15 protein-coding genes are annotated in these 17915 nt (G+C 65.0%); 4 read left to right on the top strand and 11 right to left on the bottom strand.

The features are described from left to right. Positions 1 to 394: 394 nt before the first annotated feature. The 4 genes from pdxY to gatC form a co-directional block, all read right to left on the bottom strand. Positions 395 to 1258, bottom strand: coding sequence for a pyridoxal kinase PdxY (pdxY, locus tag B3349_RS18535; RefSeq protein ID WP_291590966.1), 864 nt, complete (start codon positions 1256 to 1258; stop codon positions 395 to 397). Positions 1259 to 1513: 255 nt separating this feature from the next. Then, the gene (gene gatB, locus B3349_RS18530) at positions 1514 to 2971 is read right to left on the bottom strand and encodes an Asp-tRNA(Asn)/Glu-tRNA(Gln) amidotransferase subunit GatB (RefSeq protein ID WP_291590964.1); all 1458 of its coding nucleotides are present in this window, start codon (positions 2969 to 2971) and stop codon (positions 1514 to 1516) included. 25 nt (positions 2972 to 2996) lie between these two features. Further along, positions 2997 to 4487, bottom strand: coding sequence for an Asp-tRNA(Asn)/Glu-tRNA(Gln) amidotransferase subunit GatA (gene gatA, locus B3349_RS18525; RefSeq protein WP_291590962.1), 1491 nt, complete (start codon positions 4485 to 4487; stop codon positions 2997 to 2999). 20 nt (positions 4488 to 4507) lie between these two features. Next, on the bottom strand, positions 4508 to 4807 hold the full coding sequence (gatC, locus tag B3349_RS18520) for an Asp-tRNA(Asn)/Glu-tRNA(Gln) amidotransferase subunit GatC (RefSeq protein WP_280012206.1): 300 nt from the start codon (positions 4805 to 4807) through the stop codon (positions 4508 to 4510). 216 nt (positions 4808 to 5023) lie between these two features. Between gatC and B3349_RS18515 the strand changes: the two genes are divergently transcribed. The 4 genes from B3349_RS18515 (at position 5024) to mrdA (ending at position 9801) form a co-directional block, all read left to right on the top strand. Beyond that, positions 5024 to 6067 carry a rod shape-determining protein gene (locus B3349_RS18515; RefSeq protein ID WP_066538840.1) on the top strand — a complete coding sequence of 348 codons (1044 nt, stop codon included), beginning with the start codon at positions 5024 to 5026 and terminating at the stop codon, positions 6065 to 6067. Positions 6068 to 6204: 137 nt separating this feature from the next. Beyond that, positions 6205 to 7179: a rod shape-determining protein MreC gene (gene mreC, locus B3349_RS18510; protein WP_291590960.1), complete on the top strand. Its 975-nt coding sequence runs from the start codon at positions 6205 to 6207 to the stop codon at positions 7177 to 7179. Continuing rightward, positions 7176 to 7694, top strand: a complete 519-nt coding sequence (mreD, locus tag B3349_RS18505) for a rod shape-determining protein MreD (RefSeq protein ID WP_066538841.1) — start codon at positions 7176 to 7178, stop codon at positions 7692 to 7694. Before mreC ends, mreD begins: the two co-directional genes overlap by 4 nt. Positions 7695 to 7752: 58 nt before the next feature. Then, positions 7753 to 9801 carry a penicillin-binding protein 2 gene (mrdA, locus tag B3349_RS18500; RefSeq protein WP_291590958.1) on the top strand — a complete coding sequence of 683 codons (2049 nt, stop codon included), beginning with the start codon at positions 7753 to 7755 and terminating at the stop codon, positions 9799 to 9801. Between the two features lie 104 nt (positions 9802 to 9905). Here the strand turns inward: mrdA and B3349_RS18495 are convergent, their stop codons facing one another. From B3349_RS18495 to B3349_RS18465, 7 genes are all read right to left on the bottom strand, one after another. Next, entirely contained in the window at positions 9906 to 10829 is a 924-nt protein-coding gene (locus tag B3349_RS18495) for a DMT family transporter (RefSeq protein WP_291590956.1), read from the bottom strand. Positions 10830 to 10982: 153 nt separating this feature from the next. Continuing rightward, entirely contained in the window at positions 10983 to 11735 is a 753-nt protein-coding gene (locus tag B3349_RS18490) for an amino acid ABC transporter ATP-binding protein (RefSeq protein WP_291590954.1), read from the bottom strand. Next, complete coding sequence (locus B3349_RS18485) at positions 11732 to 12514, bottom strand: amino acid ABC transporter permease (RefSeq protein WP_291590952.1); 783 nt, start codon at positions 12512 to 12514, stop codon at positions 11732 to 11734. The genes B3349_RS18490 and B3349_RS18485 overlap by 4 nt, the downstream gene beginning before the upstream one ends. Positions 12515 to 12571: 57 nt before the next feature. Beyond that, complete coding sequence (locus B3349_RS18480) at positions 12572 to 13333, bottom strand: ABC transporter substrate-binding protein (RefSeq protein WP_291590950.1); 762 nt, start codon at positions 13331 to 13333, stop codon at positions 12572 to 12574. Positions 13334 to 13693: 360 nt separating this feature from the next. Further along, on the bottom strand, positions 13694 to 14464 hold the full coding sequence (locus B3349_RS18475; RefSeq protein WP_291590947.1) for an ABC transporter substrate-binding protein: 771 nt from the start codon (positions 14462 to 14464) through the stop codon (positions 13694 to 13696). A gap of 298 nt (positions 14465 to 14762) precedes the next feature. Beyond that, positions 14763 to 15524 (bottom strand): sulfite exporter TauE/SafE family protein, encoded by a 762-nt coding sequence (locus B3349_RS18470; RefSeq protein ID WP_272971780.1) that lies wholly within the window; start codon positions 15522 to 15524, stop codon positions 14763 to 14765. 575 nt (positions 15525 to 16099) lie between these two features. Then, the gene (locus tag B3349_RS18465; RefSeq protein WP_291590944.1) at positions 16100 to 17836 is read right to left on the bottom strand and encodes a GMC family oxidoreductase; all 1737 of its coding nucleotides are present in this window, start codon (positions 17834 to 17836) and stop codon (positions 16100 to 16102) included. Positions 17837 to 17915: the final 79 nt, after the last annotated feature.

Below are 17915 nucleotides of genomic sequence, written 5' to 3'. Positions count from 1 at the left end.
CCAGTCGGTTCAGGCGCTGCAGGGATGAACGGGAGGGCGGCGCGGCGGCCGTCGTGGCAGAAGAAGCAGGCATGGGGTATGGAGAGCCGCGCCACCGCTGGCGCGCGCAAGGAAAGGGGATGAGAACGCTGCGAGTATGCCTGGGCGCTGCAGCTGGGCCAGGCCCGTCACAGACATGTGCCTTGCTCGGTCTGCGCACTGCGTTGCGCAGGGCGGCCTGACCGGTGCTGGGGCACCTGCGGCAACCGCGCCACCCACCGCGGGTCGTGCCGATGTGGAAAGCGATGGGCAGGCGCCGTGGTCCTGTGCGGCGTCAGACATGCTTGTGCAGCGCTTGGCTGCGGCTGATATTGGAAGAATCCTTGCAACCCGTGTCAGCCGCAGACACAGGGCTTTAACGCACCTGCTGCGCCACAAATGCGGCCCGGGGCTGCACATAGCTGTCCTGCGATTGCACCAGTTGCAGCTCGCGCTGGCCGCTGTCTTGGGTGCGCTGCAGCAGCTCGAACATGCTGGCGGTGGTCCGCTCCAGTGCCTGCCGGGCCGAGCCCGTTGCGCCGAACTGCTGGCTGTAGTGGGCGGCAAACAGCGCCGCCGTCACATCGCCCGAGCCATTGGCTTTGAACGGCAGGTGCGGTGTGGCCACCAGCCAGGCACCCGTGGCATCGGCCGCCAGCATCTCGATGCTGCCGGACGCCGCATCGGGCCGGTGCACACTGGTCACCAGCACCGCGCGCGGGCCCATGGCCATCACGGTATCCACCGCCGCCAGGGTGCTGTCCAGCGTGCTGGCCTCGGTGCCCGCCAGATAGCCCAGCTCAAACTGGTTGGGCGTCACCAGGTCGGCGGCCGGCACCACGCGTTCGCGCAGCAGCACCGGAATGGCAGGGTTCACAAAACAGCCGGACTTGGCATTGCCCATCACCGGGTCGCAGGTGTAGGTGGCCTGGGGGTTGAGCGCCTTCACCCGCGCCACGGTGGACAGGATGGCGTCGGCAATGTCAGCACCGCCCTGGTAGCCGCTGAGCACCACATCCACCTGCGCCAGGGCGCCGCGCGCCTCCATGGCATCCACGATGGCCGTCACCTCGCTGGCGGGAATGGCCGATCCACCCCACTGGCCGTAACCCGTGTGGTTGGAGAAGTTGACGGTGTAGACCGGCCACACCTCGTGCCCCAGGCGTTGCAGCGGAAACACTGCGGCCGAGTTGCCGACATGGCCGTAGGAAACATGGGATTGGATGGAGAGGATGTTCATGGCGGGTTGCAAGAGGGCATTCGCGTGGCCAGGATGGCGGGCGCGCACTGGCCACATTGGGCGGCGATGGGCGGGAATGGTAGCGCTGTGGGCCAATGCGTTAAAGCGTTGCGGCAGGCTTTCTCGCACTAGGTCGTGGGCAAGAGATCCGCAGAGCGGGCGATGCTCCAGCAGATGTGGGTCTGATGTATCCATGCAAAAAGCCTCCCGAAGGAGGCTTTTTGCATGGCAGGGACGGCTTAGCGGTCCGAATATTTACGCCAGCTTCGCCTTCAACAGCTCATTCACCTGTCCCGGATTGGCCTTGCCCTTGGACGCCTTCATCACCTGACCGACCAGGGCGTTGAATGCCTTGTCCTTGCCGGCGCGGTATTGCTCCACATTGGCGGGGTTGGCGGCGATCACCTCGTCGATGATGGCTTCCAGCGCACCGGTGTCGTTCATCTGCTTGAGGCCCTTGGCTTCGATGACGGCATCCACGTCCGAACCTTCGCCCGTCCACAGCGCTTCAAACACCTGCTTGGCAGCGTTGTTGCTGATGGTGCCGTCGGAAATGCGGCCGATCATGGCGCCCAGCTGGGTGCTGGACACCTTCACCGCGTCCATGCCGATTTCCTCGGTGTTCAGGCGGCGGGAGATTTCGCCCATCACCCAGTTGCTGACCAGCTTGGGCTGGCCGCAGGCCTTGGCAGCGTCTTCAAAGTAGGCCGCCATGGCCTGGCTCTGGGTCAGCGTGGTGGCGTCGTACGCGGGCAGGCCATACTGCTCGACAAAGCGGGCGGCCATGGCGCGGGGCAGCTCGGGCATGCCGGCCTTGACCTGTTCCACCCACCCGGGCGCGACCACCAGCGGGGGCAGGTCGGGGTCGGGGAAGTAGCGGTAGTCGGCCGCGTCTTCCTTGGTGCGCATGGCGCGGGTCTCGCCCGTGTCGGGGTTGAACAGCACGGTGGCCTGCTGGATTTTGTGGCCGTCTTCAATCTGCTCGATCTGCCAGAGGATTTCGTAATCGATGGCGATCTGCATATTGCGGAACGAGTTCAGGTTCTTGATCTCGCGGCGCGTGCCCAGCGGCTGGCCGGGCTTGCGCACGGACACGTTGGCGTCGCAGCGGAACGAGCCTTCCTGCATGTTGCCGTCGCAGATGCCGATCCAGGTGACGATCTTGTGCAGCTCCTTGGCGTAGGCCACGGCCTCTGCGGTGCTGCGGATATCGGGCTCGGTCACGATTTCCAGCAGCGGCGTGCCGGCGCGGTTCAGGTCGATGCCGGACTGGCCGATGAACTCGTCGTGCACTGACTTGCCAGCGTCTTCCTCCAGGTGGGCGCGCACCAGGCGCACGGTCTTGAGGACGTTTTCCTTGCCTTCTTCCAGATAGAAGCTGACTTCACCGCCTTGCACCACGGGAATCTCGAACTGCGAGATCTGGTAGCCCTTGGGCAGATCGGGGTAGAAGTAGTTCTTGCGGGCAAAGATGCTGCGCGGCGCAATGTGCGAACCCAGCGACAGGCCGAGCTTGATGGCGCATTCCACGGCGGTGCGGTTCATGACCGGCAGGGTGCCGGGCAGGGCCAGATCGACCGGGCAGGCCTGCGTGTTGGGTTCGGCACCGAAAGCGGTGCTGGCGCGGCTGAAGATTTTGCTGTGGGTGGCCAGCTGGGTGTGGGTTTCGAAGCCGATGACGACCTCGTAGCCATTGATCAGTTTCACTGTCATATGTATCTCGTCCTTCCTGCGCTTCTCAAATACCGGCGGGCGTGCGCAGGTGGAAATCGGTGGCTTGCTGGAAGCGGTGGGCCGCGTTGAGCAGCCTGGCTTCGCTGAAGTAGTTGCCGATCAGCTGCAGGCCCACGGGCATTCCGCCCTCGCCAAAACCGGCGGGCAGGCTCATGCCGGGCAGGCCGGCCAGCGAAGCGGGCAGGGTGAAGATGTCGGCCAGGTAGTTGCTGACCGGGTCGGCCTTGCCACCAATGGCCCAGGCCGTGGTGGGCGCCGCGGCGCCGGCGATCACATCGCAGTCCTTGAAGGCGGCCTGGAAGTCGTCGGCAATCATGCGGCGGATCTTCTGGGCTTGCAGGTAATAGGCGTCGTAATAGCCTTCGGACAGCACATAGGCGCCGATCATGATGCGGCGCTTGACCTCGTCGCCAAAACCTTCGGCGCGGGTCTTCTTGTACATATCGTTCAGGTCGGCGTAGTCCTTGGCGCGGTGGCCGAACTTCACGCCGTCAAAACGCGACAGGTTGGACGAAGCTTCGGCCGGTGCCAGGATGTAGTACACGGGCACGGACAGCTCGGTGCGCGGCAGGCTCACGGGCACCAGCTTGGCGCCCAGCTTTTCATATTCCTTCAAGGCGGCGTCGACGGCGGTGCGCACGTCGGCGCTCAGGCCTTCGCCAAAGAACTCGGCGGGAATGCCGATGCGCAGGCCGTCGATGCTGTCGCCCAGCGTGGCGCTGAAGTCTTCGGCCGGCACATCCAGGCTGGTCGAGTCACGGTCCAGGTCGGGGCCGCACATCTCGGACAGCAGCAGGGCGCAGTCTTCGGCGCTGCGGCCCATGGGGCCCGCCTGGTCGAGGCTGGAGGCAAACGCGATCATGCCGTAGCGGCTGGCGCGGCCATAGGTGGGCTTGATGCCGGTGATGCCGCAGAACGATGCGGGCTGGCGGATGGAGCCGCCGGTGTCGGTACCGGTCACGGCGGGCGCCAGGCGGGCGGCCACGGCCGCAGCCGAGCCGCCGGACGAGCCACCGGGCACGCGGTTCGTGTCCCAGGGGTTGCGCACGGGCTGGGCGCTGTCGAAGCCGACCGGGGCAATGGCCGAGTTCTCGTTGGCGCCGCCCATGGCGAATTCGTCGCAGTTCAGCTTGCCCAGGGTCACCACACCGGCGTCGGCCAGCTTGCGCACCACGGTGGCGTCAAACGGCGACCGGTAGCCTTCCAGCATCTTGCTGGCGGCGGTGGTGGGGAAGTCCTTGGTGACGAAGATGTCCTTGTGGGCAATGGGCACGCCGGCCAGCTTGCCGCCACGGCCTTCGGCGATCAGGGCGTCGGCCGCCTTGGCCTGGGCCAGGGTGGCGTCTTCATTCAGGGACACGAAGGCGCCCAGGTTCTGGTGGGCCTTGGCGCGGGCCAGAAAGTGCTGGGCGGCTTCGGTGGCGGAGACGTGCTTGGCGCGCAGCTGGGCGGCCAGCTCGGCGACGCCGAGGTGGTGCAGTTCGGTGTTGCTCATGGTTGTGTGGCTGTGCGCGTTCATTCGATGACCTTGGGCACCAGGAACATACCCTTGTCCGCTGCCGGGGCGTTTTGCATATTGGCTTCGCGGTTGTTGCACTCGCTCACCACGTCGTCGCGCAGGCGCAGCACCACATCCTGGATGGCCGCCACGGGGTGTGCCAGGGGCTGGACGCCGGAGGTATCCACAGCCTGCATTTTCTCGACGATGCCGAAAAATCCGTTCAATTGAGTGAGCATGCGCTCACTTTCAGGGGTCGAGAGCTCGAGCCGCGCCAGATTGGCGATGCGGTCGATGTCGTGCGAGGTGAGTGCCATAGAAAAAATGCCGATCAGAAACCCGATGCAATGCAGTGGTGCACTGCGTCCGGACATAAGTTATTCACAGGGGATACGGTATTATCTCGGCTTTGCCGTAATGACACCTGCAAAGACGTCATTGTGCAAAGATCCACCCCCGTTCTTCCCTGATTGCAAGTCACATATCCCGGCGATGGCAGGCCGAAGCGCATGCTGTGCCTGAGAGGAATTTGAATGTTCGGAGCCTTCCGTCGGTACTTCTCCACCGACCTCGCCATCGATCTTGGCACTGCCAATACGTTGATTTTCGCCCGCGATAAGGGCATTGTTCTGGACGAGCCTTCCGTCGTCGCCATCCGCCATGAAGGCGGTCCGCACGGCAAGAAAGTGATCCAGGCCGTCGGCGCCGAGGCCAAGGCCATGCTGGGCAAGGTGCCCGGCAATATCGAGGCCATCCGCCCCATGAAGGACGGCGTGATTGCCGACTTCGTGATCACCGAGCAGATGATCAAGCAGTTCATCAAGATGGTGCACCCCCGCTCGGTGCTGGCGCCCAACCCGCGCATCATCATCTGCGTGCCCTGCGGCTCCACCCAGGTCGAACGCCGCGCCATCAAGGATGCGGCCGAAGCGGCCGGCGCCGCCCAGGTCTATCTGATTGAAGAGCCGATGGCTGCCGGTATCGGTGCCGGTCTGCCGGTGTCCGAAGCGTCGGGCTCCATGGTGGTGGACATCGGCGGCGGCACGACCGAAGTGGGCGTGATCTCGCTGGGCGGCATGGTCTACAAGGGCTCGGTCCGCGTGGGCGGCGACAAGTTCGACGAAGCCATCATCAACTACATCCGCCGCAACTACGGCATGCTGATTGGCGAGCCCACGGCCGAACTGATCAAGAAGCAGATCGGCTCCGCTTTCCCCGGCTCCGAAGTCAAGGAAATCGAAGTCAAGGGCCGCAATCTGTCGGAAGGCGTGCCGCGCAGCTTCACCATCTCCTCGAACGAGGTACTGGAAGCGCTGACCGATCCGCTCAACCAGATCGTCTCCGCCGTGAAGAACGCGCTGGAACAGACCCCTCCGGAGCTGGGTGCCGACATTGCCGAGCGCGGCATGATGCTGACCGGTGGCGGTGCGCTGCTGCGTGACCTGGACCGCCTGCTGGCCGAAGAAACCGGTCTGCCCGTGCTGGTGGCCGAAGAGCCGCTGACCTGTGTGGTACGCGGTTGCGGCATGGCTCTGGAGTCCATGGACCGCCAGGGCAGCATCTTTACCAGCGAGTAATCTTTTCGCCATGGCCGGGGCCTCCGGTCCTGGCGTTGCCCTCACCCTGTCATGAACAGCACACGCGCTCTGGATTCCGCTGTGTGCGGCGTTGCCGACGCCGCGCAGGTGGCCGCTCGTCTGCCGGGAGGCCGCGCATGAGCATGGGCACGCTGGAGCGCAGCGCTCCTTCCATGTTCAAGCAGGGGCCTTCCGCCCTGTCGCAGCTGGTGGCCTACAGCGCTTTGGCGCTGTTTTTGATGGTGGCCGATGCCCGCTTCAAAGTGGTGGAGCCGGTGCGCCAGGTGGTGTCCACCGTGCTGTATCCGGTGCAGTGGGCCATGGTCCAGCCGATCCGCTTCTTCAGCGGCGGCGTGACGTACTTCGACGACCTGGAAAGCGCGCAGCAAGAAGCCCAGGAGGCCCGCCAGGCCATGCTGGCCATGGCACAGCGCGCGACCCAGTCCGATCAGCTGCTGCAGGAAAACGAGCAGCTGCGCCAGCTGCTGGCATTGCGGGACCGCGTGACCGTGCCGGCCAAGGCGGCACAGGTGATCTACGACACCCCCGATCCGTACACGCGCCGCGTGGTCATCGACAAAGGCCAGGTGGCGGGCGTGCTGGCCGGCTCGCCGGTCATCGACGAGCGCGGCGTGCTGGGCCAGGTGACGCGTGTGCAGCCCTTCCTGAGCGAGGTGCGCCTGCTGGTGGACCGCGACCAGGCCATTCCCGTGCTGAACCAGCGCACCGGCGAACGCAGCGTGGCCTATGGCGATCCGTCGTCGCTGCGCAGTGACGCCATGGAGCTGCGCTTCATGCCCAGCAATGCCGATGTGAAGGAAGGCGACCTGCTGACCACCAGCGGTGTGGACGGGGTCTACCCTTCGGGCCTGCCGGTGGCCAAGGTCTCCAAGGTGGAGCGCCGCGCCGAATCGGCCTTTGCCCGCATCTATTGCGAACCTGTGGCCCGCCTGCAAGGCGCGCGCCACGTGATGATTCTGGAACCCATGGACAAGGTGCTGCCGGACACCCCGCATGCGCCCGAGCCTCCCACCGCCAAGCGCGATGACAAGTCCGCCAGCCGCCGCTCCACGGACGTGCGCCTGCCGGGACAGAAGGAGGCCAAGCCATGATCATGCCCCGCGGCCAAGAGCTGATGATGCCGGTGAACCCGCTGTTCATCGCGCTGACCATCGTCGTGGCGCTGGCCCTGAACATGCTGCCCTGGGGCGGCTGGGTCTGGATGCCGGACTGGCTGCTGCTGGTGCTGGCCTTCTGGGGCGTGCACCAGTCCGGCAAAGTGGGCATGGGCATCGGTTTTTTCCTGGGCCTGAGCATGGACGTGCACCAGTCCGCACTGCTGGGCCAGCATGCGCTGTCCTATGTGCTGCTGATGTTCGCCTGCCGCCAGGCCAGCCGCCGTGTGCTGTGGTTCAACGTGCTGATCCAGGCCATGTACATGGCCCCTGTCTTCGTGATGACCCATGCGGTGGAAGTGGTGGTCCGCATGGTGGCCGGAGGGATCTTCCCCGGCCCCTGGGTGCTGATTGCTCCGCTGATCGAAGCCCTGCTGTGGCCGGTGGCCAGCTGGATTCTGCTGGCACCGCAACGCCGTCCCCCGGACCGGGACAGCAACCGCCCGCTGTGAGGAGCTGCGCCATGCACAGCCGCAGCCCGGTGCGGGCGCATGCAAGGACGGAACGACCATGGTGAACCTGGACGTACGCAATACCGAATCCGAGCTGATGGACTTCCGCGTCCGCGTCTGGGTGATCGGCGTGGTGGTCATGCTGCTGCTGGGGGTGGTCTGGGCCCGCCTGGTGGTCTTGCAGGTGGTGCGCCATGACGCCTATGCCGAGCGTGCGGAAAGCAACCGCACGGCGGTGGTGCCCATCGTGCCCAACCGGGGTCAGATCCTGGACCGCAACGGCGTGGTGCTGGCCTCCAATTATTCCGCCTACACGCTGGAAATCACCCGCTCCAAGGTCGAGAATCTGGAAGAGACCATCGACCAGCTGGCCGAGGTGGTGGAGATCAGCCAGCGCGACCGCCGCAAATTCAAACGGCTGATGGAGGACTCCAAGAGCTTCGAGTCCATTCCCATCCGCACCCGCCTGAGCGATGTGGAAGTGGCCAAGTTCGCCGCCCAGCGCTGGCGCTTTCCGGGCGTGGACATCCAGGCCCGGCTGTTCCGCTCCTATCCGCTGGAGAACGTGGGCAGCCACATCGTAGGCTACATCGGCCGCATCAACCAGCGGGAAAAAGAAGCCATTGAGGAGTGGGAAGATGCGGCCAACTACCGTGGCACCGAAGTCATCGGCAAGCTGGGTATAGAGCAAAGCTACGAAAAGGAGCTGCACGGCCAGACGGGCTGGGAGCAGCTGGAAACCTCGGCCGGTGGCTATGCCGTGCGCCGCCTCAACAGTCGGCCCGCCACGCCGGGGGATTCCATCGTGCTGTCGCTGGACATCCGCCTGCAGAAGATGGTGGAAGAGCTGTATGGCAACCGCCGTGGCGCGCTGGTGGCCATCGATCCGCGCAATGGCGAGGTGCTGGCCATGGTCAGCAAGCCCACCTATGACTTGAACCTGTTTGTGGGCGGTATCGACACGGAGAACTGGGCCATGCTCAACGAGTCCATCGACCGGCCGATGCTCAACCGGGCGCTGCGCGGCACCTACCCGCCGGGCTCCACCTTCAAGCCGTTCATGGCGATTGCCGGTCTGGAAAGCGGCAAGCGCACGCCGGACACCACCATCATGGACAACGGCAGCTGGACATTCGGCGGCCACACCTTCCGTTCCGGCCACCCGAACGGTCCGACCAATCTGCGCCGCTCCATCATCAAGTCGTCCAATGTGTACTACTACATGCTGGCCAACGACATGGGCGTGGAGTCCATCCACGACTGGCTGGCGCCCATGGGCTTTGGCCAGCTGACGGGGGTGGACCTGAAGGGTGAGGTGCGCGGTGTGCTGCCCAACCAGGAGTGGAAGCGCAACACCTACAAGCGTCCCGAGCAGAAGAAGTGGTTCGCCGGTGAAACCATCTCCCTGGGCATTGGCCAGGGCTACAACAATTTCACCATTCTGCAGATCGCCAATGCCATGGCCATGCTGGCCAACCATGGCGTCAAGAACAAGCCGCAGCTGGGGCTGGGGCGGGTGGACGCGGTGAGCCGTGAATACCAGCCCCTGCCGCGCGATGCCGCCCAGCCCATGGGTTACAAGGCCAGCAATGTCGAGGCGGTGCGCAGCGCGGTGGCCGCGGTGACGGTGGAGGGCACGGCGCGTGGTGTGTTCATGGGTGCTTCCTACCAGTCGGCCGGCAAGACCGGTACTGCCCAGGCCGTGGGCGTGCGCCAGAACGAGAAGTACAACGCCTCCAGGCTGACCGAATACCAGCGTGACCATTCGCTCTATATCGCCTATGCGCCGGTGGACAACCCCACCATCGCCCTGGCCGTGATCGTGGAGAACGCCGGTTTTGGCGCCGCCGCCGCCGCCCCCATCGCCCGCCGCGTGATGGACTACTGGCTGCTGGGCCGCTACCCCAGCGAGGAAGACATTGCCGCCATGCGCAAAGGCCAGGCCTCCACGCCGATTGGTCCTTCGCGCAATGCCAACGACATCCCGTTGCCGGGCGAGACCTTGCCGCTGGCGGGTCTGCCAGTGCATCCGCTGCCCGACTACCGCACCGACGGTGCCGCTGCGGTGGCAGTACCGAGCGGGCCGGTGGAAGTCGAAGAGGACTGAGCGTTGCGGGCCTGGGCCTGTGGATCGCCAGAGGCGGGAACGGAGATGAAAAAAGGCGCCTCAGGGCGCCTTTTTGATGGGATGTGCCGAGAGCCCTGGGGCGCTCAGGGCTTGGCAGCGTCGGGGAGTGCGCCCGCGTCCTCCTCCGGCCGGGCCGGCGCGGCTGGCGTCCACTGGCTGAAGATCAGCGCCACCACGATCAGGGCCGCACCGGCCATGGCCACGGGGCCCATCTGCTCGCCAATCAGCACCCAGGCCGTCAGCGCAGCAAACACCGGCTCCAGCCCAAAGACGATGGCGCTGCGCATGGCATCCACGCGCTGTTGGCCCCAGGCTTGCAGCGTCACCACGATCACGCTGGCAATCAGCCCCAGGTAGACCACGGCGATCCAGGCATGGGGCTCTAGCGCGGCGGCGCCTTCCCACAGGGCCCCAAAGCCGCCTTGCACGGCCAGCGCCACCGTGGCGCAGCCCAGCATCACCGTGGCCTGGGCCGCGGCCATGCGTGTGGCCCGCAGCGGTGTGGAGGCCGTGCGGCGTGCGGCTTCTTCCAGTGCCAGGATGTAGATGGCGTAGAACAGCGTGCTGGCCAGGGTCAGGGAGTCCCCCCAGTTCCAGGGCGCGTCTTCAAAGAACATGAAAAACATGCCGGCCAGTGCCATGGCGCAGGCGACCCACAGCTGCCAGCCGTAGCGCCGCCCCAGCACGGCCATGGCCAGGATGGGGACCACCAGCACATTCATGCCGGTGACAAAGGCGTTGCGGTTGCTGCTGGTGTGGGCCAGGCCCTCCACCTGCAGCCAGAAGGCGATGAACATCAAGCCCCCCAGCAGCAGGCCCCAGCGGCGTTCGCTGCGGCGCATGCCGCGCCACAGCGGCAGCAGCACGGCGCTGGCGATGATGAAGCGCAGCCAGATGATTTCCAGTGCCGACAGGTGACCGGACAGCAGCTTCATGGCCGGGAAGGTTGTGCCCCAGACAACGGTGACGGTCAGCAGGGCCGCCAGGCCCCAGCGTTCGGTGCGCATACGCAACCCACTTTCAGTGCCTGCGGCCAGGCGAGGCCACAGGCGGTCCAAACCCAACAGGCGCAAGCCGTGCCCTTGCAGCGGCAGTCCATCCCGCATTGCAGAAGAAGACCGATGCTGCACGCACACCGCGTGCACCCTTTTTCGATGCGCTTAGGCGCTCATGCGGCCGATGAAGGCGCGGATACGGTCGTTGGCCGGGTTGCTGAAGAACTCGGCGGGTGGCGCATCGTGGGCAATGCAGCCCTGGTCGAAGAACATCACGCGGTCGGCCACTTCACGGGCAAAGCCCATTTCGTGGGTCACGACGATCATGGTCATGCCGGCCTTGGCCAGCTGGCGCATCACGTCCAGCACTTCCTGCACCATCTCGGGGTCAAGTGCGCTGGTGGGTTCGTCAAACAGCATCACCTTGGGCTCCATGGCCAGCGCACGGGCGATGGCCACGCGCTGCTGCTGGCCACCGGACAGCTGCCAGGGGTACTTGTGTGCATGGGCTTCCATGCCCACGCGCTTGAGCAGGGACATGGCCTTCTCGTTGGCCTGGGCGCGCGGCAGCTTGTGGATGCGGCGGGGCGCCAGCGTCACGTTGTCCAGCACGCTCATGTGGCCGAACAGGTTGAATTGCTGGAACACCATGCCGACTTCGCTGCGCTGCTTGAGCAGCGTGGCTTCGTCGTCGGTCACTTCCGTGCCGCCGATGGTGATGGAGCCGCTGTCATGCGGTTCCAGCCGGTTGATGGCGCGCAGCAGCGTGCTCTTGCCGGAGCCGGAGGCGCCGATGATCACGGTCACCTCGCCGGTGCGAAACACCGTGGACACCCCTTTGAGCACCTCGTGGTTGCCAAAGGATTTGCGCACATTCTGCGCAACGATATAGGGGGAGCCGGTTTGCGTGGTGCTCATTTGGCGCGTCCTTCCACGTCAAAGCGGTACTCGATGGCGTGCGTCACCTGGGTCACCAGCGTGGTCAGAATCAGGTAGGTGATGGCCACCGTCACCAGTGTCTGCACCGGCTGGAAGGTGGCCGACTGGATGCGGTTGCCCACGTTGGTCAGCTCCACCACGCCAATCGCATAGGCCAGCGAGGAATCCTTGAGCAGCGCCACAAAGTTGCTCACCAGCGGCGGCAGCGAAATCTTGAATGCCTGGGGGAACACCACATCCAGGAACACGCGGGTCTTGGGCAGGCCCAGTGCTCGGGCGGCTTCGGTCTGGCCACGGGGCACGGCCAGCAGACCGGCGCGGATGGCTTCGGCGTTGTAGGCGCCGGCGTTCAGGCCCAGGGCCACCACGGCTGCGGCGAAGTCCGGCAGGTTCAGGCCGGGCACCAGCACGGGCAGGGCGAAGTAGACAAACAGGATCTGCACCAGCAGCGGCGTGCCGCGGATGGCCCAGATATAGAAACTGGCAATCCAGCGCAGCCAGGCCAGGCGGGAAGTGCGGGCCAGTGCGGCACCGGTGCCCAGCAGCAGGCCCACGGCGCCGGAGACCAGCGTCAGGGACAGCGTGGTGAGCGCGCCTTCGGCGAACAGTTCGGCATTGGAGCCAATGGGTTCAGGGAAATACGAGAGGAACTGACCGAGCAGGGACAGCACCAGCACCATCAGCAGCAGGGCGGCGATCAGCGTGGCATTGCTGCGCTGGGTGCGGCTCCAGTGCGCGGGCCAGAGGGCGAGAAACATGGGCGAATGGGGAAAAAGCAAACGACCAGGCCGGGGGAGGGCCTGGCCGTCAGGGGGTTACTTGCAGGTGATGTCTTCTTGGAAATACTTCTTGGAGATGGCGCCCACGGTGCCATCGGCAATCGCTTCCTTCAAGGCCTTGTTCCAGGCATCGGCCAGGCCTTGGTTGCCCTTGGAGACGGCGGCGGCGATATGTTCGATGAACAGCATGTCACCGGCCTTGAAGCCGGCCTTGGGGGCCTTGGCCAGCATTTCCTTGGCAACGAAACGGTCGGTCACCCAGGCGTCGACACGCTTGGAGCCCAGGGCGCTGCGTGCGGCTTCGTCGGTGGGGAAGTTCTTCACTTCCTTGACGCCGGCCACTTTCTTCACGTTGTCCATGTAGCTGGTGCCGGTCTGCACGGCCACAACCTTGCCGCTCAGATCACCGGCCTTGGAGATGGACGGTGTCAGCGACACGATCTGGCCGCCCGAGCAGTAGTGGGGCAGCGTGAAGGTCACGGCCTTGGCGCGTTCTTCGGTGACGCCGTGCGAGGCGATCACCAGATCCCAGCGGTCCTGGGCCAGGCCGGTCAGCAGGGCGTCAAAGCCCACGGTCTTCCATTCGAACTTCAGGCCCATCTTCTTGGCCACGGCTTCGCCGACCTCGATTTCGTAGCCAGTCAGCTGCTTGCCCTTGAAGAAGTTGAAGGGAGCGTACTGGCCTTCGGATGCCAGAACGATGGTGCCGCTTTTCTGGATTTCTTCCAGCGGACGGGCTTGGGCAATAACGGCACCGCACAAAGCGGCAGCCACGGCAACGGCCTTCAACACTTGCATACGCACTCCTCGTTTCCTTGTGGAATGTTGTTCTGAACAAAAAACCGGCAGGCAGGGCAGCCGGTCATTGATTATGGGGAGCAGGGGCGCCAGAGCGCAAAGTACCTAAACCCACATTAGCAAAATTATAGGGAGATATATGCTTATGCCCTACAGCCTCTAAGGCGTGCGAAATATGGCTGCATGCCATGGGTGGCGAGAGTGAGTGCACGCATGCCGTGTGCCGCAAGATTCCTGACAGTTTGGCAATACCCGGGTGCCGGGTGTGCGCAAGACCCCACAGAAAATTCGCCCGCGACGGGAAAAGCGTGCTGGTGCGGGCCAGCAGCGCTTTGTGCGGGCAACTGCTGGCAGCAGGGCTTATTCAGGGCAGCGGATATCCTCCTTGAACCACTTTTGCGAAATCTTGGCGTAGCTGCCGTCCTTCAGCGATTCGGCAAACGCCTTGTTCCAGGCACCGACCAGGCTCTGGTTGCCCTTGGCCACGGCCGCGGCAATGCGCTCGACGAACAGCATCTCGCCCTGCTTGAACTGGATGTTGGGGTTTTTGGCCAGCATTTCCTTGGCCAGGAAGCGCTCGGTGACCCAGGCATCGGCGCGCTTGGACATCAGTGCATGCATGGCGGCTTCGTTGGTGGGGAAGTTCACCACGCGCTTCACGCCGGGCACATGCTTTTGTACATAGTCCAGGTAGGTGGTGCCGGTCTGGGCCGAGACGGTCTTGCCGGCCAGGTCCTTGCCGCCCTTGATGCTGTCGGACAGGGCAATCACCTGGGCACCCGAGCAGTAGTGGGGCAGGGTGAAGGTCACTGCCTTCTCGCGCTCGGGCGTGATGCCGTGCGAGGAGATCACCAGATCCCAGCGGTCCTGGGACAGACCGGTCAGCAGGGAATCGAAGGGAATGGTCTTCCACTCGAACTTCACGCCCATCTTCTGGGCCATCAATTCGGCCAGATCCACTTCAAAGCCCACCAGCTTCTTGCCTTCAAAGTAGGCAAACGGGGCGTAATAGCCTTCGGTGGCCAGGCGCAGCGTGCCGTCCTTCTGGATGGCGTCGAACGAACGGGCTTGGGCAGCGGTCGCGCCCACCAGGGCCAGGGTGGCCATGGCAATCAGGGAAATGCGTTTCATGGGAATGGGTTCCAGCAGCCGTCGCGCAGGACAAGTGCCCCGGCCCCGGATGGACGGGGCCGCCTGCATGCTCAGCAGGTCCACAGTGAGGGCCCACAGCCGCCGGACCGCGGGATGCCGCAAGGGCATCGTGCAAGGCGGTGGGCTGGGCTGTGTCGCGCTGCGGTGCGGTAGCACCAGCGTTGTGCGCGGCTTTAAGGCGAAAGCAGCAGCAATTATAGAAGCGAGGCCCCGTGGCCGCAGATGGCGGGCCTCGCAGCCCGCGTGCACGGGAGGGCTTGCTGCGGCGCGTGCGGGCTCAGAGCAGCTTGAAAGCGTCCCAGCCGGTCTTCAGGATCAGCAGGCTCACCACGCCGATGAAAATGGTGCGCACAAAGCCCGTGCCGTGGCGCAGGGCCATCCAGGTGCCCAGCATGCTGCCCAGCACATTGGCCACGGCCAGCGGGATCGCGAAATGCCACCACACATGGCCCTTGAGCGAGAACAGCAGCAGCGCTGCCGCGTTGGACGCCAGGTTCAGCAGCTTGGCGCTGGCCGAGGCGTTCAGGAAGTCATAGCCCAGCAGGCGCACGAACAGAAAGACAAAAAAACTGCCGGTGCCGGGCCCGAAGAAGCCGTCATAAAAGCCGATCAGCAGGCCGATGGCGCTGGCGGCCCACATCTCGGTCCGGCCGGTCAGGCGCGGCGCATGGTCGCGGCCCAGTTCCTTCTTGGCCAGGGTGTACAGCAGCACGCCCAGCAGGATGAAGGGCAGCAGGATGCGCAGGAAGTCGGGCTTGATCAGGGTGACCGCCCAGGCCCCCAGAAAGGCGCCGACCAAAGTGGTGCCAATGGCCGGCACCAGCGTGACCCAGGTGATGCGCACGCGGTGGCTGTACTGCCAGGCCGAAATGGCGGTGCCCCAGACGGCTGCGCTTTTGTTGGTGCCGAACAGCGTGGCAGGGGTGGTGGTGGGAAAGGCCGCAAACATGGCGGGCACCAGGATCAGACCACCGCCCCCCACGATGGCATCCACAAAACCGGCCAGTGCCGAGGCGAGGGAGACGAGTATCCATTCCATAGTGGCGCGGATTGTCGCACCGCCATGGGCTGCCGCCGTGCTGCAGGGGCCGAATCAGCGGGCCATAAAAAAGCGCCGGTCAGTGCCGGCGCTGGGAAAGCAATCTCGATGTCGGATGCTTTTTATGCATATTGGTCTGGTTGTGTCGAGTCGTCTCCTCGGCTCCTCCGTGTCGCACCGTGGTGCGCTCAGAAGTGGGACTACTGTAAGACTTGCACTGACGCGGTGCATCGGGGATTTCCCGCAGCGGGAAGACCGTTGGTTGTCACGACTGCAAGCAGGTGCAACCGTTTGGGCGGCCACGGCCTGCATGGCGTAGGAGGCAACGGCTTGCGCGCACTTACAAAATAGGAGCTTACAGCCTACACGCACCAAGCTGTGGTGGCTTGATGGAGATCAGGTTGTGCATGGAATAAGCCCTCGCTGCTCTGATTTTTTGAGGCGTGGCATACGCACCGTACTGGTGCGTATGCCACGCTGTCCGACACCGTGCAGACGGCGGTGGTCATGGACCGCCGATGTCCGGGCTGACTGTGTCGCCTTCGCCCCGCGCCCAGAGGCCGGGTTCGGGCTGCTCAGGCGGTAGCCGCTTCCGGTACGGGTGCCACCTCTGCATGCTGGCGGCGCGCCTGCCGGTCAGCGCGCATCCATTCGGCCGCCTTCTCGGCCATCATCAGCGTGGGGCTGTTGGTGTTGCCGCTGGTGATGGTGGGCATGGCGCCGGCGTCCACCACGCGCAGCCCGGCCACCAGGCCGCCCCGCCCGTCGCGCACGCGCAGGCGGCTGTCCAGCACGGCGTTCGGGTCGTCGTCCCGGCCCATGGCGGTGGTGCCCACGGGGTGGAAGATGGTGGTGGCAATGTCGCCCGCCAGGCGGGCCAGGTCTTCATCGCTCTGGTACTGGGGGCCGGGCTTCCATTCTTCGGGCTGGTAAGGCGCCAGCGCTGGCTGGGCCGCGATCCGGCGCGTCACGCGCAGGCTGTCGGCCGCCACCTGGCGGTCTTCGGGCGTGGACAGGTAGTTGGGGGCAATCGCCGGCGCATCCTTGAAATGGGCGCTGGTGATCTGCACCGTGCCCCGGCTGGTGGGGTTGAGGTTGCAGACGCTGGCGGTGAAGGCCGGAAACGGGTGCAGTGGCTCGCCGAACGCATCCAGCGACAAGGGCTGCACGTGGTATTCCAGATTGGGATGGGGCTGGTGGGGGTCGCTGCGCGTGAAAGCCCCCAGCTGCGAAGGCGCCATGCTCATCGGGCCGCTGCGTTTGAAGGCGTATTCCATACCGATCTTGGCCTTGCCCCACAGGGAGCTGGCCATCACGTTCAGCGTGGGTGCCCCCCGCACCTTGTAGACGGCACGGATCTGCAGGTGGTCCTGCAGATTGGCTCCCACCCCGGGCAGATCGCACAGCGTGGGAATGCCATGCTGCTGCAACAGGCTGCCGGGGCCGATGCCCGACAGCTGCAGCAGCTGAGGCGAGTTCACGGCGCCGGCGCTGAGCACGACTTCCTCGCTGGCATGGGCCACCAGGCGTTCATCGCCCGTCCACACTTCCACGCCGGTGCAGCGCAGGCTGCCGTCTGCCTGGCGCTGGGTGACCAGGCGCGTGGCCTGGGCGCAGGTCCACAGTTCGAAGTTGGGCCGCCCGTAGCAGGTGGGGCGCAGAAAAGCCTTGGCCGTATTCCAGCGCAGCCCGGCTTTCTGGTTGACTTCGAAGTAGCCCACGCCTTCGTTGGTGCCACGGTTGAAATCATCGGTCGCGGGAATGCCGGCCTGTTGCGCCGCCTGGGCGAAGGCGTCCAGGATGTCCCAGCGCAGGCGCTGCTTTTCCACCCGCCATTCGCCGGTGCTGCCGGTGGCCTTGTTGCCGTGCAGGCGCTTGAAGTTCTCGTTCACGCCTTCGGGCTGGTCCAGGCGCCAGTGGTCTTCGTGGCGGCGGAATGCCGGCAGCACGTTGTCCCAGGTCCAGGCGTCGTCGCCGGTGATCTGTGCCCAGCCGTCGTAGTCGCGGGCCTGGCCGCGCATATAGATCATGCCGTTGATGCTGGAGCACCCTCCCAGCGTCTTGCCGCGCGGGTAGCGCAGGCGGCGGCCGTTCAGGCCGGCGTCGGGTTCGGTCTGGTAGAGCCAGTCGGTGCGCGGATTGCCGATGCAGTACAGGTAGCCGACGGGGATGTGGATCCAGTGGTAGTCGTCCTTGCGGCCCGCTTCGATCAGCAGCACACGCAGGCTGCGGTCTGCGCTCAGGCGGTTGGCAAGCAGGGCACCGGCGGTGCCGCCGCCGATGATGATGTAGTCAAACTGGTTGTCGCTCATGGGGTGCACAGGCCGCAAGAAAAGAGGTCCGGCTCGCTGGAAGCCGGGGTCAATGGGATGGCAATGATTGTGGGAAATG

The sequence above is a fragment of the Comamonas sp. UBA7528 genome (assembly GCF_002479375.1).
Classification (GTDB): Bacteria; Pseudomonadota; Gammaproteobacteria; order Burkholderiales; family Burkholderiaceae_C; genus Comamonas.
The sequence above is the reverse complement of the archived record's forward strand: the minus strand, read 5'-3'. Positions and strand labels throughout refer to the sequence as shown.

Excerpts from the sequence above, each read along its gene's own strand:
- pdxY (WP_291590966.1), bottom strand. The coding sequence starts at position 1,258 with ATGAACATCCTCTCCATCCAATCCCATGTTTCCTACGGCCATGTCGGC.
- gatB (WP_291590964.1), bottom strand. The coding sequence starts at position 2,971 with ATGACAGTGAAACTGATCAATGGCTACGAGGTCGTCATCGGCTTCGAA.
- gatA (WP_291590962.1), bottom strand. The coding sequence starts at position 4,487 with ATGAGCAACACCGAACTGCACCACCTCGGCGTCGCCGAGCTGGCCGCC.
- gatC (WP_280012206.1), bottom strand. The coding sequence starts at position 4,807 with ATGGCACTCACCTCGCACGACATCGACCGCATCGCCAATCTGGCGCGG.
- B3349_RS18515 (WP_066538840.1), top strand. The coding sequence starts at position 5,024 with ATGTTCGGAGCCTTCCGTCGGTACTTCTCCACCGACCTCGCCATCGAT.
- mreC (WP_291590960.1), top strand. The coding sequence starts at position 6,205 with ATGAGCATGGGCACGCTGGAGCGCAGCGCTCCTTCCATGTTCAAGCAG.
- mreD (WP_066538841.1), top strand. The coding sequence starts at position 7,176 with ATGATCATGCCCCGCGGCCAAGAGCTGATGATGCCGGTGAACCCGCTG.
- mrdA (WP_291590958.1), top strand. The coding sequence starts at position 7,753 with ATGGTGAACCTGGACGTACGCAATACCGAATCCGAGCTGATGGACTTC.
- B3349_RS18495 (WP_291590956.1), bottom strand. The coding sequence starts at position 10,829 with ATGCGCACCGAACGCTGGGGCCTGGCGGCCCTGCTGACCGTCACCGTT.
- B3349_RS18490 (WP_291590954.1), bottom strand. The coding sequence starts at position 11,735 with ATGAGCACCACGCAAACCGGCTCCCCCTATATCGTTGCGCAGAATGTG.
- B3349_RS18485 (WP_291590952.1), bottom strand. The coding sequence starts at position 12,514 with ATGTTTCTCGCCCTCTGGCCCGCGCACTGGAGCCGCACCCAGCGCAGC.
- B3349_RS18480 (WP_291590950.1), bottom strand. The coding sequence starts at position 13,333 with ATGCAAGTGTTGAAGGCCGTTGCCGTGGCTGCCGCTTTGTGCGGTGCC.
- B3349_RS18475 (WP_291590947.1), bottom strand. The coding sequence starts at position 14,464 with ATGAAACGCATTTCCCTGATTGCCATGGCCACCCTGGCCCTGGTGGGC.
- B3349_RS18470 (WP_272971780.1), bottom strand. The coding sequence starts at position 15,524 with ATGGAATGGATACTCGTCTCCCTCGCCTCGGCACTGGCCGGTTTTGTG.
- B3349_RS18465 (WP_291590944.1), bottom strand. The coding sequence starts at position 17,836 with ATGAGCGACAACCAGTTTGACTACATCATCATCGGCGGCGGCACCGCC.